General features: G+C 66.4%; 14 protein-coding genes. 2 read left to right on the forward strand and 12 right to left on the reverse strand.

All coding sequences use genetic code 11. The annotated features are described in order from the left end of the window. Window positions 1–22 precede the first annotated feature (22 nt). A complete protein-coding gene (locus N5C88_RS10165; RefSeq protein ID WP_280015262.1) occupies window positions 23–1,573 on the reverse strand; it encodes a DUF1254 domain-containing protein in 1,551 nt (516 codons plus the stop codon). A gap of 256 nt (window positions 1,574–1,829) precedes the next feature. Further along, window positions 1,830–2,606, reverse strand: coding sequence for an enoyl-CoA hydratase (locus N5C88_RS10170; RefSeq protein ID WP_054455195.1), 777 nt, complete (start codon window positions 2,604–2,606; stop codon window positions 1,830–1,832). A gap of 37 nt (window positions 2,607–2,643) precedes the next feature. Here N5C88_RS10170 and N5C88_RS10175 point away from each other — a divergent pair, with 37 nt between their 5' ends. Then, window positions 2,644–4,416, forward strand: coding sequence for a PDZ domain-containing protein (locus N5C88_RS10175; RefSeq protein ID WP_280015263.1), 1,773 nt, complete (start codon window positions 2,644–2,646; stop codon window positions 4,414–4,416). Between the two features lie 479 nt (window positions 4,417–4,895). Here the strand turns inward: N5C88_RS10175 and N5C88_RS10180 are convergent, their stop codons facing one another. Further along, complete coding sequence (locus N5C88_RS10180) at window positions 4,896–5,777, reverse strand: LysR substrate-binding domain-containing protein (protein WP_059377260.1); 882 nt, start codon at window positions 5,775–5,777, stop codon at window positions 4,896–4,898. Between the two features lie 238 nt (window positions 5,778–6,015). On the opposite strand from N5C88_RS10180, the gene N5C88_RS10185 reads away from it, so the two are divergent. Next, window positions 6,016–6,777 (forward strand): Asp/Glu racemase, encoded by a 762-nt coding sequence (locus N5C88_RS10185; RefSeq protein WP_280015264.1) that lies wholly within the window; start codon window positions 6,016–6,018, stop codon window positions 6,775–6,777. Window positions 6,778–6,793: 16 nt separating this feature from the next. On the opposite strand, the gene N5C88_RS10190 is transcribed toward N5C88_RS10185, so the two are convergent. The 9 genes from N5C88_RS10190 to urtB all read right to left on the reverse strand — a co-directional run bounded on the left by N5C88_RS10190 (window position 6,794) and on the right by urtB (window position 16,047). Beyond that, a complete protein-coding gene (locus N5C88_RS10190) occupies window positions 6,794–7,423 on the reverse strand; it encodes an ANTAR domain-containing protein (RefSeq protein ID WP_054455204.1) in 630 nt (209 codons plus the stop codon). Next, entirely contained in the window at window positions 7,423–8,577 is a 1,155-nt protein-coding gene (locus N5C88_RS10195; protein ID WP_059377640.1) for a transporter substrate-binding domain-containing protein, read from the reverse strand. Before N5C88_RS10195 ends, N5C88_RS10190 begins: the two co-directional genes overlap by 1 nt. A gap of 97 nt (window positions 8,578–8,674) precedes the next feature. Next, window positions 8,675–10,654, reverse strand: a complete 1,980-nt coding sequence (locus N5C88_RS10200; protein WP_280015265.1) for a VWA domain-containing protein — start codon at window positions 10,652–10,654, stop codon at window positions 8,675–8,677. A gap of 2 nt (window positions 10,655–10,656) precedes the next feature. Then, a complete protein-coding gene (locus tag N5C88_RS10205; protein ID WP_059377251.1) occupies window positions 10,657–11,463 on the reverse strand; it encodes a CbbQ/NirQ/NorQ/GpvN family protein in 807 nt (268 codons plus the stop codon). Between the two features lie 69 nt (window positions 11,464–11,532). After that, the gene (locus N5C88_RS10210) at window positions 11,533–12,570 is read right to left on the reverse strand and encodes an aliphatic amidase (RefSeq protein WP_280015266.1); all 1,038 of its coding nucleotides are present in this window, start codon (window positions 12,568–12,570) and stop codon (window positions 11,533–11,535) included. 25 nt (window positions 12,571–12,595) lie between these two features. After that, window positions 12,596–13,285 carry an urea ABC transporter ATP-binding subunit UrtE gene (gene urtE, locus N5C88_RS10215; protein WP_059377235.1) on the reverse strand — a complete coding sequence of 230 codons (690 nt, stop codon included), beginning with the start codon at window positions 13,283–13,285 and terminating at the stop codon, window positions 12,596–12,598. A 14-nt stretch (window positions 13,286–13,299) separates the two neighbouring features. Then, entirely contained in the window at window positions 13,300–14,061 is a 762-nt protein-coding gene (urtD, locus tag N5C88_RS10220) for an urea ABC transporter ATP-binding protein UrtD (RefSeq protein WP_118933397.1), read from the reverse strand. Window positions 14,062–14,093: 32 nt separating this feature from the next. Continuing rightward, window positions 14,094–15,140 (reverse strand): urea ABC transporter permease subunit UrtC, encoded by a 1,047-nt coding sequence (gene urtC / locus N5C88_RS10225; RefSeq protein ID WP_251878646.1) that lies wholly within the window; start codon window positions 15,138–15,140, stop codon window positions 14,094–14,096. Between the two features lie 4 nt (window positions 15,141–15,144). Then, on the reverse strand, window positions 15,145–16,047 hold the full coding sequence (urtB, locus tag N5C88_RS10230; protein WP_280015267.1) for an urea ABC transporter permease subunit UrtB: 903 nt from the start codon (window positions 16,045–16,047) through the stop codon (window positions 15,145–15,147). Between the last annotated feature and the right edge of the window lie 61 nt (window positions 16,048–16,108).

The raw sequence follows: 16,108 nt of genomic DNA on the forward strand, positions 1-16,108 counted from the left end.
GCTTTATACCATCAAAACAGGATCAATCCTCCTTGACCGGCGGCGGCGCCCACAGTCCGTCCAGCGCCGTATCCTGCGGCGCGTACAAACGCATGCTGAGCAGGAACGGCGCATCGGCGGCCGGCGTGGCGATCCAGTTCGAGCGCTTGCGCTCGCCGGGGTCGCGGCGCTGGATGTAGATGTCCAGCGAACCGTCGGCGTTGTACTTCAGGCCGTCGGTGCTGCGCAGCACATAGCGGTTGGCCGGATTGTCGGCGAAACCGTGCTTGTCGTCGTAGACGTGCAGCGACCAGTAGGCGTTGACCGGCGGCAGCTGGCCCTTGTCGAAGTGCAGCACGTAGTCTTCATTGGAATTCAGCGCGCGGCCTTTGGAGTCGGACACCGTGACCGGGTACAGCACGTCTTCCGGGGTCGGCGCGCCCAGGCCCGCATAGGCGATGGCGGCGCGGCGCGTGTAGTCGGTGCCATAGGTGCCGATGCCGGACAGCACGGTGCTCCAGCCGTTCATGGGCGTACCCAGGCGCGATACGCCGTCGGCGATGCGCCGGCCCGCCAGCGGCTGGGCCTGCGCCAGCGCCTGCTGCACGGCGGGACTCAGGCGACCATACGAGAACGGCTGACGGCTGTCCAAACCGATGCGGCGCATGCGATCCAGAATGGGCGTGTCGTTGGCATGCGGCGGGTTGTTGCGCATCACGTCGAAGAACAGCGTGAAGAACGAGGCCGCGTCCATGCCGGCGGCCTGTTCGGCCGGCGTGCCGTCGGGCACGGTCACGGGCATGGGCGGCGGCAGGTCGCTGCCGATCGGCGCCGACCCCACGCCGGCCCCGGTCTGCGGATAGGCGCTGCGGGAACCGCGGCTGGCTGCGGGCCTGGCGGTGACGGGAGCGGCCATCGGGCTGGCGGTCATGCCGGCCTGGATCTGATTGACGGCGGCATAGTCCTGCGGACCGCCCGCCTGGGTCCAGCCGATCAGCCAGCCGGTAGCCGTAGGACTGTGGATCACGTCCATGCCGGGGGGCACGCTGCCCTGCCAGCCAGGGCCGACGATGGCGAAGGACTGGGCGCCGCTACCGTTGGTGCGCGTGCCGCGCGAGGCGAATACGTCGCTCCACATGTCCAGCGCCGACAACACCATATAGCGGTCGCCGGTCGCGGGCAGGTTCACGATCAGCGGGGCGCGCGACACGTCGAACCACAGGCTCGAATAGAGCGCATCGGCGCTGGGCCAGGGCACGTCGCCCGCGCGCGGATCGGGGAAGGCGGCCTTGTGCCCGAACTGGTTCACCGGCGCCTTGCCGTCCAGCGGCGTCTGCACGGCCGTGGCCTTACGCCGGGCCAATTCCATCAGCACCATCGGATAGGCATAGACATAGGCGTCGATGGCGATGTCGCGCAGCTCTTGCTCGCTCATCTGCGCCGCGGGCGCGGAGGCGGCCGGATACGGCGTCTCGGACACCAGGCGCAACGAGGGGCGCGGCGATTGCGCCTGGGTGGCGGTAACGAAGCAGGCGCTGAGCGCGCCGGCAAGGACCGCGGCGGACCAGCGGCGGGTAGCGATGGATGTACGCATGCAAGGCTCCTTATTGATTTTTTCTGCAAGCGAGCCGCCGCGCCGGACTTGCCAGTTCGGGCAAGCCTCTCTGGCGCGGCACCTCGCGGTGACGCTTTTTCAGGATAGGGCCGAACTCTGCAACAAGGTGCTGCCGAACCGTTTCAAGGCGCAACGCCCCTCATGCGCTTGAAGGCATGCAAAAAAAACGCGCCCTGGGAGGGCGCGCGGGGCGGATCCTGGCGTACCCGGGCTGGCCGCCCGGGCGTAACAAGGATTAACGGTGTTTGAAATCCGGTTTGCGCTTTTCGGTGAACGCGGCCATGCCTTCCTTCTGGTCTTCCGTGGCGAACAGCGAATGGAACACGCGGCGCTCGAACAGCAGGCCTTCGTTGAGCGAGCCTTCGAAGGCGCGGTTGACGCACTCCTTGGCCATCATGACCGACGGCAAGGACATGGAGGCGATGACGGTGGCCGCGTCCATGGCTTCTTCCATGAGCTTGTCGGCCGGCACCACGCGCGACACCAGGCCGGCGCGTTCCGCTTCTTCAGCGCCCATCATGCGGGCGGTCAGCGCCAGGTCCATGGCCTTGGCCTTGCCCACCGCGCGCGGCAGGCGCTGGGTGCCGCCGGCGCCCGGGATCACGCCCAGCTTGATTTCGGGCTGGCCGAACTTGGCGGTGTCGGCGGCGATGATGATGTCGCACATCATGGCCAGTTCGCAGCCGCCGCCCAGGGCGTAACCGGCCACGGCGGCGATCACGGGTTTGCGGATGCGCTTGAGCGTTTCCCAGTTGCGCGTGATGTATTCGCTGCCATACACGTCCATGTATGACCAGTCTTTCATGGCGCCGATGTCGGCGCCGGCGGCGAAGGCCTTTTCGCTGCCGGTGATGACCACGGCGCCGATATCGGCGTCCGCTTCGAACGCCAGCAGGGCCGCGCCGAGCTCATCCATCAGTTGATCGTTCAAGGCGTTCAGGGCCTTGGGGCGGTTCAGCGTCAGCAGGCCGACGCGACCCCGGGTTTCGACCAGCACAAACGACTCGCTCATTGATGTCTCCGAATAAGTATGAAAGTAAGATATGGCCATGGAAAAAGACTACGCTTTGCCGCTACTTTACCGCCTCGCGCCCCATGATCCGGCCGGACACCGCTACCGGATAACCCTAAGCATCGCAGCGCCCTCCCCCGACGGCCAGCGCCTGTCGCTGCCGGCCTGGATTCCGGGCAGCTATCTGATCCGCGATTTCTCGCGCCAGATCGAATCGCTGACGGCCCATTCGGGCACGCGGCGCGTGCCTGTCGAGAAGATCGACAACCATACCTGGCAGGCTGCGCCCTGCGAGGGTCCGCTGCGGGTGGAGTACGAGGTCTATGCCTGGGATCTGTCGGTGCGCGGCGCGCACCTGGACGAGACCCACGGCTTTTTCAACGGCACCAGCGTGTTCCTGCGGGTGCATGGCCAGGACCACCTGCCCTGCCTGGTGGACCTGGCGCCACCGCGCTCGATTCCGGGCTGGAAGGTCTACACCAGTCTGCCGGAAGCGCGCGGCCACAAGGGCGCCGCGCGCCGCCATGGTTTCGGGCTGTATTTGGCGCCGGACTATGACGCGCTGATCGATCATCCGGTGGAAATGGGCACGCCGCAGGTATCGAGCTTCACGGCGCATGGCGCCGAACATGAACTGGTGTTCACCGGGGTTACGCCCAACCTGGACCTGGCACGGATCACGGAAGACGTGCGCAAGATCTGCGAAACGCAGATTGCGTTCTTCGAGCCGCGCAGCAAGCGCGCGCCTTTCCTGGACAGCTCGGACCGCTACGTGTTCATGACCATGGTCACGGGCGACGGCTATGGCGGGCTGGAGCATCGCGCCAGCACGGCGCTGATGACGGCGCGCAAGGATCTGCCGGTGATGGGCCAGCAGGGCCAGGGCGAAGGCTATCGCGGCTTTCTGGGCCTGGTGAGCCATGAGTATTTCCATACCTGGAACGTCAAGCGGATCAAGCCGGACGCCTTTGTTCCCTATGATCTCTCGCAGCCCGACCTGACGCGCCTGCTGTGGGTGTTCGAGGGCTTCACGTCCTATTACGACGATCTGCTGCTGTTGCGTTCGGGCGCGATCACGCAACCTGACTATCTGCGGCTGCTGGCCAAGACCATCACCAGCGTGGCGCGTACGCCAGGGCGGTTGAAGCAGTCGGTGGCGGAGAGTTCGTTCGATGCCTGGACGCGCTATTACAAGCAGGATGAAAATTCGCCGAATGCGCTGGTCAGCTATTACACCAAGGGTGCGTTGGTGGCGCTGGGACTGGATCTGCTGATCCGCCGGGAAACGGACGGTGCGCACTCGCTGGACGATGTGATGCGTCTGCTGTGGAGCCGCTATGGGCGCGATTTCTATCAGGGCAAGCCGCAAGGGTTGCCGGAGGATGGGCTGCCGGCGCTGATCCTCGAAGCCACGGGCGTGGATACACGGCGCTTCATCGCGCGCCATGCCTATGGGACGGCGGATGTGCCATTGGCGGAGCTGCTGGAGCCGCAGGGCATCACGCTGCAATGGAAGACGGCGGCCAACATTCCTTCGCTGGATGTGCGTACGCGCAAGCAGGGGGAATCGCTGGTGCTGGCGACGGTACTGGAGGGCGGCGCGGGGCATAAGGGCGGGTTGTCGGCGGGGGATGTGCTGGTGGCGGTGGACGGCTTGCGGGTGGATGCGCCGGCGGGGCTGGAACTGCTATTGGCGCAGTACCGGGCGGGGGATCGCGTGACCGTGCATGTATTCCGGCGGGATGAGTTGAGAGCGTTCCGGGTGCGGTTGGGTGCGCCGGAGGCTTTGGATTGCGTGTTGACGGGCTGAGTTGTTTTGCTTTGCTTGGTTTTCTTGGGGCCGTCTTTTTGTGAGACGGTCCCTTGTTTTTGGGGCCGGTCTTTGTGTTCTTAAGACGCCTGGCACGGCGGCCCGGCCGGTGGCGCGGGGCAACGATTGCGGTCCGGAGCGTTCGCTCCGGACTGCCCCTGCGTCATCCTCGTCACCGCCTGCGGCGGTTCCTTCGGATTCCCTTGGGCTTATCGACGCCCCGCGCCACCGGCCGGGCCGCCGCGCCAGGCTGTGCTGTTTGAATCTTCGCGGGCGCTGGGGCGAGTTGTTTGCTTGGGGTTCTCGCCTCGGTCTGGGTGGGTGGCGAGATCTTGCGGGGTTCGCCCCAGGGCGGCCGCGCGGGCGGCCTGCTGGGGCTTATGCGGTGTCTTGCGATTGGTGATGGCGCTGCGCGCTGGTTGATGCTGCTTCTGAGTTTGGCGGGTCTCGCGACGCGTCGAATGACCGCGTGGTGTGCGTCATTCCTCCTTCATCTGTGCGGCGGTCTGTAGGAACGTATCCAGTGCGCGCCTGCGCCCTTGCCGGCGGGTGACGGCGTAGACCATGGCGCGCGCGATGTCGGCGGGCAACGTGCAAACAGCAATGCGGTCGGTGGCGTGGCGGCAGGCGGAACGCGGCACCAAGGCCACGCCCAGGCCCGCGGCGACCAGCGCCAGTTGGGCGGGGACTTCGGCGACGGTTTGGGCGGCTGACAGCGGCAGGCCGGCGCGGGCGCAGGTTTCGGCCAGGGTGCGGGCGAAGGCGGAGGTGTCCTGGCGCAGCATGACGAAGGCTTCGCCGGCGAGGTCGCCGAGTGCCAGCCGCTTGCGGGCGGACAGCGGGTGGCCCTTGGGAAGCACGGCCACGACGGGATCGGGCCATAGGGGCATGGACTGCAGTTCCTCGTCGTCGACGGCGGTACGCGAGATGCTGACGTCGATGCGGTGTCCGCGCAGCGCGTCCAGCTGCGCGGCGGGGTTCATTTCGTTGAGCAGGACCGAGACCTGGGGATGGGACGCCTTGTAGCGGGCGATCAGCGCCGGCACGGGGCCCATGAAGTGCGAGCCGGACAGGCCGACCTCGATGCGGCCCGCCAGGCCCTGGTCCACGGCGCGGGCGCGGACGGTGGCGTCCTTCAGGCTGGCGAGGAGCGCGCGCACGTCGTTGAGGAAGGCTTCGCCGGCCTCGGTCAGCGTCACGCGGCGGTTGTTGCGGTCGAACAGCTTGACCTCGAGTTCGCGCTCCAGCTGGGCGATCTGCAGGCTGAGCGGCGGTTGCGAGATGTGCAGGCGCGCCGCGGCCCGGGTGAAGTTCAGCTCTTCGGCCAGCACGGCGAAATAACGGAGTTGGCGGATTTCCATGGCGGCCAGTTATTTGGGAAAGATATCAAACCAGATAAAAACTATATTGGAAAATATCGTTCCCGGCGACCAGAATAAGTCCTGCCGATAGAGCACACGACAAACATCCGGGGACCTGCCATGAGACCAGCGCTCGCCGCCGCAGGCACCGCCACCGGCTGACATCCGCATTCCGCATTGCCGAGTTCCCGCGCGCCGCAGCGGGCCGGCCCTCTCACGCCTTTCGAGGAGCATCGCCATGACCACATCCCCCCGCGCCCTGCGCATCGGCCAGATCGTCCCCAGTTCCAACACCACCATGGAAACGGAGATCCCGGCCATGCTGCGCCTGCGCGAGACCATCGCGCCGGAGCGCTTCACCTTCCATTCCAGCCGCATGCGCATGAAGCAGGTGACGGCGGCGGAACTGGCGTCGATGGACCGGGAGTCGGACCGTTGCGCGCAGGAGCTGTCCGATGCGCGCGTGGACGTGCTGGGCTATGCCTGCCTGGTGGCGATCATGAGCCAGGGGCTGGGCTATCACCGCGTCTCGCAGGAGCGCCTGCACCAGGCCACGATGGACAACGGCGCGCCGGCGCCGGTGATTTCCAGCGCGGGCGCGCTGGTGGAAGGCCTGCACGCCATCGGCGCCCGCAAGGTCGCGATCCTGACGCCCTACATGAAGCCGCTGACCAAGCTGGTGGTGGACTACATCGAGAACGAAGGCATCGAGGTGCAGGACAGCCTGTCGCTGGAGATTCCCGACAACCTGAAGGTTGGCGCGCAGGATCCGATGGCGCCGGCCAGCCATGTGGATCGCCTGAACACGCGCGGCGTGGACGCGGTGGTGCTGTCCGCCTGCGTGCAGATGCCGTCCCTGGCGTCGATCCAGCCGGTGCAGGACCGCCTGGGTCTGCCGGTGGTGACAGCGGCCGCAGCCACCGTCTACCGCATGCTGAAGGTGCTGGACCTGGAAGCGCGCGTGCCCAATGCGGGTGAACTGCTGACGGGCAAGTACTGAGGCTGCGCGGCGCGTCCTACTTGCCCAGCGACAGGATTTCGTTGGCGTTGACGATGGCGCCGGCGATCTCTTCGGTGGTGACGCGCTTGTTCATGGCCTGCTCGCGGATCAGGTCGTAGGCCTGGTCCTCGGTGACGTTGCGCGTGCGCATGAGGATGCTCTTGGCTTCCGCGATGCGGCGCACGCCCAGCAGTTTTCCCTCCAGCTTGCGCAGGCGCCGGGCATGCGACTTGATGTCGTCGTAGACCTGGCGCGCCACCACCAATGACGACAACAGGCCGAACGAGCGCACGGGCGAAGGCAGCACCGCTTTCGCGCCGATGCGCAGCACCGCCTCGACGATGGTTGGATTCTCGTAGGTGACGATGGCGATGACCATGGGCGCGTCTTCACTCTTGGCCCACTCGAAACCCAGGTCGATCACGTCCGGACGCACGGCCAGGAACACCGCATCCAGCCCTTCGGGCAAGGTGGGCGCCGGAGGCCAGAAGGTCTGCACCTGGCAGCCGATCCGTTGCAGCTGCTGCGTCAATTGGCGGCCATCGGCATCGTCGGGGTGATAGACGGCGATCCGCAGCGTGCGCAGGTCCTTGAGCAGGGATGGCGTCGCGCGCTCCGCGCGCTGGCGGCTGGCGGTATCGCCCATCAGATATCCAGCGAACTCAGGGTGGCCGTCCAGTCGCCCAGCGAATGGGTGACCAGGTACGGATCGGGATGCACGGACCGCGTGGCCTCGCGCACGATGGTGAATTGGCCCTTGGCGTTGACCCTGCCGACACGCGGATACAGGCAGGTGTGGTGGTTGGTGGGGTCGATGCGCACACGGCCCTGCGGCGCCTGGAATTCGCTTTGCAGCACGCGCGGAAGGATCTGCGCGATCTCGTCGGTGCCGGTGTCGCGAAAGGCGTTGGCGAAGATGTGCATCTGGAAGTACGCCGCTTCCCAGCAGAGGTTGGGCACGCAGTCATGGCCGAAGCGCCGCCGCAATCGTTCCAGGCAGCGCCGGTTGATATCGGAATCGATGGATTGGAAATACGGCGCCGAAGTGAAGTGGCCGGCCGCCACCTCGGGCTCCATCTGCGAGATCTCCGCTTCAGACGTCGTCAGGCTGGCGATGGGCATGGTCTTCGGATCGAAGCCCGCATCCGCATAGGCGCGGTACAGGCAGGCCGTGGAATTGCCCACCACGGTGGAGAAGATGAAGTCCGGCCGCTTGTTGCGGATGTCGTCCAGGATCTCCCGGTAGTCGCGCTCCGTCGCGGTCAAGGGCACGTAGCGTTCGCCCAGTTTGGCGCTGTCCTGCCGCTGCAGCACCAGTTCGCCCATGATGCGGTTGGACTCGTAGGGATAGATGTAGTCCGAACCGATCAGGTAGACCCGCGCGCCGAAGTTTGCGGTCATGAATTCCGCCAGCTGCACGCTGTTCTGGTTGGGCGCGGCGCCGGTGTAGATGATGTTGTTCGAAAACTCGAACCCTTCGTACAGCGTCGGATAGAACAGCAGGCGGTTCCATTTCTCGACCACCGGCAGCACCGCCTTGCGGCTGCTGGACATGTAGCAGCCGAATATGACGTTGACGCGGTCTTGCGTGATGAGTCTTTCGGCCAGCACGCTATAGGTGGCGGGGTCGGACCTCGGGTCGTAGCGCACCGGCACGATCTCGCGGCCATCCACCCCGCCCGCCTCGTTGATCTCGTCGATGGCCAGCAAGGTGCCATGCAGCTGGGACCGGCCTATGGTCGATGTGGCACCTGTTTCGGAAAACAACACGCCTACGCGGATAGGATCTTTGTTTGCCATGATCGGGAGGCCCGCTGGCGCGGACATCCATCCTTTGTCGAGTTCATCAGTTTCAGCACAGCCGCAGCCGCCGTCAACACGTGGATTCCTGGGGTGGTCATGCCGCCGTCCTGGCATAGGCGCGGATCAGCGCCTGCGGCAATGCCGCCGGGCTTGTCACGATCCGGTAACCGCGAAAACCGAACATCGCGCGCAGCTGCGGTTCGGCCTGCGCGTCCAACGCGACGCAATGCACGCTAACGCCTCGCCCGCGCAGTTCCAGCACCGCCTCGCGGGCATCGTCCACCAGATAGCGCGGGTCGTGCACGTCGATATCGGAGGGTTCGCCATCGGTCACGACGATGATGGCGCGCCGCTCTCCCGGCACCTGCAGCGCCAGCGCGCCGGCATGCCGCAACGCCGCGCCCAGGCGCGTGGAATAACGGGCCTGGGCCCCGCCTATGCGGCCCAACACGGCCGCGATCGGGGCGCCGGCCTCCAGCAGGCGGTAGTAGTACACCGCCGCCCGCGTGTCCGAGCAAAAGCCGTGCACGGCAATCCGGTCGCCGTCGCCTGAGGTGGCCTGCGCCAGCAGCATTGCCGCGCGCTTCTCCAGGTCCAGCACCGCCGCCCCTGCGTCGGACGCCAGGTCGTTGGCCGACGCCGACAGGTCCAGCAGCACCAGCGTGCTGCTGGCGCAGGGCTGGCTGCCGGGCCGCATGAAGAAGCGGGCGTCGGGGGCCAGGTCCAGGCGCCGGTCGATCAAGACCTCGATCGCGGCGTTCAGGTCGATGTCATCGCCCTCCCATTGGCGCCTCAAACGGCGCGCGCGGCTCAGGCGGCGCGACTGCGGCAGGGCCAGGCGCTGCGCAGGCCCGGCGGGCGCGGGCGGCGGCGTGCCGGTCCAACCCGGCAGCTTCTCGATCACGGTGCACCAGTCCGGCCGGCTGCGGCCCAGCTTGTAGTCCCATTCGGGATATCGGTAGCGTCCCAGCTCCGTTTCGCCGGCGGTTGGCGCCGGCTCGTCCTGGCCTTGCGGCGCGGCGTCGCGCCGCTCGGGCGCCACACCCTGCGATCCCAGGGTCAGCTCAGGCGGCGGCTCTGCCGCGTCGCCGTAGTCCCACAGATAGGCGTTGTCGTCACGATAGGGCACGGGCACGGCGTACTGCTGCGGGTTGAAGCGCACCCGCATCTGGCCCAGGTCGTTGGCCAGCACCGACGCCAGGCGGCGAAAGGCCGCCGTGTCGCGCAGGTCGGCGGCCTGCGCCTCGAACAGCGCCCGCGCCTTGTTCACCCAATGGTTGTCGTCGTGCAGCGACGGATCCATCAATAGCCGGCTCATGCGCTGGATCAGCGCCGCGAATCCCAGGTCCGCCGGATCGGGCGGCGGCGGCACGAAGGGCCGGAACCAGCGGCGCACGCCGGGATAGTCGGCCGCCAGCAGCCGCTCCACCCGCGCATCCTCGATAGCCGACACCACTGCGACGCCCATGGGCTTGAGGCTCAGTACCGGCTGCGCGGCCGGCGAGTAGCGCAGATGGGCCGCTGCATGCGCCACGGCCGCGCGGTACAACGCCCGGCGGTCGGCGCCGTCCAGCACGGTATAGCTGTCCGGCACCAGCAAATGCGAAGGCGCGAGGATGGGGCGCGACGGCGGCCCGTCCAGCGTCGGACGCCGCAAGGCCTCGACCGCCATCGCCCTGCCAGCGAGGCCGCACAAAAGCCACGACAGCCCCGCCTGCGCGGCTTCCAGCTCCTGCGCGCCCGCTTCGCTGTTCAAGGCCTCGCGGGCATAGGCATCGCGCAGCTGGAAATACGCGCGCAGCGGACCGGGCTGGCGCTCGTAGCGCCGCAGGCCGGCCAGCATCCAGCGCCCCAGCCCGCCGGCCGTCAGCTTCGCCATCAACTGGTCGAAGCGCTCCGCCACCGCGGCGGCGCAATCGGGGTCTTCGCGGTGCAGCGCTTCGATCCAGCGCCGCGCTTGAACCGCCTGGTCCTCGCCGCCGCGCGCGGCCAGCCGGCGCAGCTTGTCGTCCAGCGTGCCGGCCAGGCGTGCGCCAGCGCCGGCCCCTTCATCCGCGGACAGGACGGCTCGCATGTTCATTCCAGGTTCGCGTCGACCAGCGACCGCAGCGCCGCCGCCATGTCGGGATCGTCGGTCAGCGCGCGCGTCATGGTCATGTCGCAACTTTCGGCGGGACTGACGCCGTCGCGGATGAGGATGCCGGCGTAGATCAGCATGCGGGTGGACACGCCCTCGTCCAAGCCGTGACGCTTGAGCTCGCGCGAACTGTGCGCGATGCGCACCAGCCGCTCTGCCAAGCCGGTGTCTATGCCGGCCTCATGCGCCACGATCTCGGCTTCGCGCCCGGGCTCCGGATAGTCGAAATCCAGCGCCACGAAGCGTTGCCGGGTAGAGGGCTTGAGATCCTTGGCGCTGCTCTGGTAGCCGGGGTTGTAGGACACCACCAGTTGGAAGTCCGGATGGGCCCGCACCACCTCGCCCTTCTTGTCCAAAGGCAGTATGCGTCTGGCATCGGTCAGCGGATGGATGACCACCGTGGTGTCCTGGCGCGCTTCGACGATCTCGTCCAGGTAGCAGATGCCGCCATGGCGCACGGCCAGCGTCAGCGGGCCGTCGTGCCAGGCGGTGCCGTCGGCATCCAGCAGGTAGCGGCCCACCAGGTCGGAGGCAGTCATGTCCTCGTTGCAGGCCAGCGTGACCAGCGGGCGTCCCAGCTTCCAGGCCATGTACTCCACGAAGCGCGTCTTGCCGCAGCCGGTTGGCCCCTTGAGGATCATGGGCAGCCGGTGCGCGTACGCATGCTCGTATAACGCGGTTTCCCGTCCCGTGGGACGGTAGAAGGGTTCTTGCGCAATCCGGTAGGTTTCGAGCGGAGACGGCACGGTTCATGTCCTCGGAAGGCGTCCGTCCGGCGCGGCGGGCCGGACGGACCGGATGGTCGGCAGGCATGCCTAGCGGTGCTTGGCGTCCTCGTTGGGGATGCCTTCCATGGGGCACTCCGGCGTGCCCACGGTGGACCGGGTAAAGGACTCGACCATCTTGCGCGTGCCCTCCGGATCGTTGATCCAGTTGGCGTAGAAGTTGTACGGGCAGGCCGCGACGCCCGTGGCCTCTTCGCCGGAATTGATCTTGCCGGTGTAGCCGCGGTGCACCAGCTTGAACAGGTGGTTCTGCGACTGCATGTTCTTGCGCGCGTCGCGGATCAGGCTGGTGGACAACTCGGCGTATTGCACACCCATGTCTTCTTCACCGCATTCGCCCAGCGTGCGGCCGTCGAAGCCGATGATGGCCGAATGGCCGAAATAGGAATACACGCCGTCAAAGCCCGCGGCATTGGCCACCGCCACATAGACGTTGTTCATCCACGCCATGGCCTTGGACACCATGACCTGCTGGTCCTTGGCCGGATACATATAGCCCTGGCAGCGCACGATCAGCTCGGCGCCGCGCATGGCGCAATCGCGCCAGATCTCGGGGTAATTGCCGTCGTCGCAGATGATGAGGCTGATCTTCAAGCCCTTGGGGCCTTCCGACACATAGGTGCAATCGCCCGGATACCAGCCTTCGATCGGCACCCAGGGCATGATCTTGCGGTACTTCTGCACGATCTCGCCCTTGTTGTTCATCAGGATGAGGGTGTTGTACGGCGCCTTGTTCGGATGCTCTTCGTGGCGCTCGCCCGTCAGCGAGAACACGCCCCATACGTTGGCCTTGCGGCAGGCTTCGGCGAACACCGCGGTCTCTTCACCCGGGATGGCCGAAGCGGTTTCATACATCTCCTTGGCGTCGTACATGATGCCGTGGGTGGAGTACTCGGGGAAGATGACCAGGTCCATGCCGGGCAGGCCGCGCTTCATGCCCACGACCATGTCGGCGATCTTGCGGGCGTTCTCCATCACCTCCGCGCGGGTATGCAGCCGCGGCATCTTGTAGTTCACGACGGCCACGCCCACGCAATCGTTGCTGCTGGAGATATCTCCGTGTCTCATGACAATGCTCCTCGGTGGTTGACGGTCATACCGTCAGGAAAGATCTGACTTTGTCTTGGTCCAGGCTCTCGCGGCAGGCTTCGTGCACGATGCGGCCCCGGTCTATCACCAGGAAGCGGTCCGCGAGGTCCAGCGCGAAGCTCAGCATCTGTTCCGACACGACGATGGCGAAGCCGCGTTCCTCGCGCAGCGCGTTCAGGACCCGTGCAATGTCCTTGATGATGGAAGGCTGGATGCCCTCGGTGGGTTCGTCCAGGATCAGCACGCGCGGATCGGAAATCAGCGCGCGGGCGATCGCCAGTTGCTGCTGCTGCCCGCCGGACAGGTTGCCGCCCTTGCGCCGGCGCATCTCGTGCAGCACCGGGAAAAAGCGGTACAGGTATTCCGGCACGGCCTTCAGGCCGCTGCGCTCCGCGCCGGTCAGGATGTTCTGCTCCACGGTCAGGAAGGGAAAGATCATCCTGCCCTGCGGCACGAAGGCCAGCCCGCTGCGCACGCGCTGATAGCTCTCCATGCCGGCCAGCTCCACGCCATCCAGCCGGATGCTGCCCGAACCCGACCGCAGCATGCCGATCAGCGCCTTGAGCAAGGTGGTCTTGCCCATGCCGTTGCGGCCCATGATGGCCACGGATTCCCGTGGCGCCACGTCGAAGCACACGTCGTGGACGACGTGCGATTCGCCGTAGCTCACGTTCAACTTGTCGATCTGGAACATGGCGCGCCCTCCTCTCAATGGCCCAGGTACACGTCCAGCACGCGCGGATCGGCCTGCACCTCGGCCACCGTGCCTTCGCTCAGCAAGCGGCCCTGATGCAACACGGTGACCTTGTGCGCGATGCGCTTGACGAAATCCATGTCGTGCTCGATGACCACCATAGACTTGCCGCGCGAGATGCGCGCCAGGAGCTCGGCCGTCTGTTCGCGTTCGCGCGGACTCATGCCGGCCACGGGTTCATCCAGCAACAGCAACTGCGGGTTCTGCATCAGCAGCATGCCGATCTCCAGCCATTGCTTCTGGCCGTGGCTCAGGCGGCCCGCCTTCTCCGCCAGGCGGTCCTGCAGGAACACCTGCCCCGCCATGTCCTGGATGCGTTCGCGGATTTCGGCCGTGCGCCGGAATCGCAGCGAGCGCACCACCCCGTGCGCGTTCGGCAGCGAGATCTCGAAGTTCTCCAGCACGGTCAGGTCTTCATAGACCGACGGCGTCTGGAATTTGCGGCCGACGCCGGCCCGCACGATGTCGAATTCCGCCATGCGCACCAGGTCGCGCCCCTGGAACATCACGCGGCCCGCTGAAGGCCGGGTCTTGCCGCAGATGATGTCCAGCAGCGTGGTCTTGCCCGCGCCGTTCGGACCGATGATGACGCGCAGCTCATCCTGCGCCACGCGCAGGCTCAAGCCGTCCACGGCGCGAAAGCCGTCGAACGAGACCGTCAGGTCCTCGACGCTCAGGATGGCGCCGGGCGCCGGGCGGTCGCTGCTCATTTCCATGCTGGCGGGCTCCTGCAGGTCCAGGGTGGCACTCATCGCGCGCTCCCCGCGGCGCGGCGCGCCTGAATCTGGCCGAACACGCCGGCCAGGCCGTTGGGCATGACCACGACGACCGCAATAAAAATGGCCCCCAGGAAATACAGCCAGACTTCCGGGAACGTCTCTGACAGATAGGACTTGAGAAAGCCGATCAGCAAGGCCCCGACCACGGCCCCGGGAATCGAAAGCCGGCCGCCGACCGCCGCATAGATCACCATCTCGATCGACGCGACCACGCCGATCGCGCCCGGAGAGATCAGGCCCACCTGCAGCGTGAAGAAGGCGCCGCCGATGGAGGACAGGATCGCCGCCACGCAAAAGATGCAGGCCTTTACGTGCGCGGTGTCGTAGCCCGAGAACCGCACGCGGTCCTCGCGGTCGCGGATGGCGATCAGGATCTTGCCCAGCCGGCTGCGCACAATCGCCAGCGCCGCCAGCATCGCCACGACCAGCGCGCCGGCTTCGATGAAGTACAACGCCTGCTTGCCTTCATCGCCGACGATGTCCCAGCCCAGCAGCGTGCGGAAGTCGGTAATGCCGTTGGCGCCGCCCGTGTCTCCCTGCTGGCCGATGATGAGCACGGTCAGCGTCATTGCCAGGGCCAGCGTGACGATGGCGAAATACACGCCGCTGACCCGCTTGCGGAAGATCGCCAACGAAAACAGATAGGCCGCCAGTCCCGGCAGGACCACGATCAGCAGCAGCGTCAACGTCAGCGAATGGAATGGCTGCCACCAGACCGGCAGGCTCTCCACGCTGCTCCAAACCATGAAGTCGGGCAGCTCTGGCGCGGACGCCTCCAGCTTCAGGAACATGGCCATCATGTACCCGCCCAGTCCAAAGAAAATTCCTTGGCCCAGGCTCAGCACGCCGCTGTAGCCCCAGGTCAGCACGATGCCTATCGCCACGAAGGCAAACGCCATGTACTTGCCGACCAGGTTCAGCCGGAACGGATCCAGCGACAGGGGCAGGACGGCCAGGATCAGCGCCGCGACCAGCAGGATCGCGATCTCTTCGGTTTTCCGGTGCAGGGCCTTCATCGCATCACCCCCGAGTCTTGTTGGCGAACAGCCCGTTCGGGCAGAAATAGAGGACCAGGATCACCAGGACCAGGATCGTGACCTTGGCCATCGAGCCGCTCATCAGGTATTCCAGCGTGGTCTGCGACTGTGCGATCGCAAGGCCGGAGAACGCCGTTCCCAGCAGGCTCTGGACGCCGCCGAATACCACCACGATGAATGAATCGACGATGTAGAGCTGGCCCGTGCCGGGGTTGGTCGACCCGATCATGGTGAAGACGCAGCCGGCGATGCCCGCCAGGCCGGAGCCCAGCGCGAAGGTCAGCGCGTCCACGCGCCGCGTGTTGATGCCGACGGCGCCCGCCATCGCGCGGTTCTGGGTGACGGCGCGCACGCGCAGTCCCCACGCGCTGCGGTAAAGCAGCAGATACACGCCCACCGCCACCAGCAGCGTCAGGCCCAGGATGAAGATGCGGTTCAGCGGGAACTGCAGGTCGGGCGTGGGCTCCCACGCGCCGCTGAGCCAGGAGGCCAGCGGCACGCTGACCTCCTGCGCGCCGAACAGCGAACGGTAGGCCTGTTGCAGGATCAGGCTCAGGCCCCAGGTCGCCAGCAGCGTGTCCAGCGGGCGGTTGTAGAACCAGCGGATGAAGCCGCGCTCCAGCACATAGCCGAAGGCGAAGGTGACCAGGAACGCCAGCGGAATGGCCGCGAACAGGTAGACGTCCATCCAGCCGGGGGCCCAATGCTGAAACGCGACCGCGACCAGGTAGGTGGTGTAGGCGCCCATGGCCATCAGCTCGCCGTGCGCCATGTTGATGACGCCCATCAGGCCGAACACGACGGCCAGGCCGATCGCCATCAGCAGGAGGATGCTGAACAGGCTGATCCCGTTGAACAGCTGCATTGCCGCGATGTCGATATTCATGGTCACGTTCCTGGCTGCGCCGGCGGCAAGGCCGCCGGCCAAGGGCTTGCGCACATCCGCA

Origin of the sequence: Achromobacter sp. GD03932 (assembly GCF_029839485.1) — a bacterium.
Taxonomy (GTDB): Bacteria; Pseudomonadota; Gammaproteobacteria; order Burkholderiales; family Burkholderiaceae_B; genus Achromobacter; species Achromobacter bronchisepticus_A.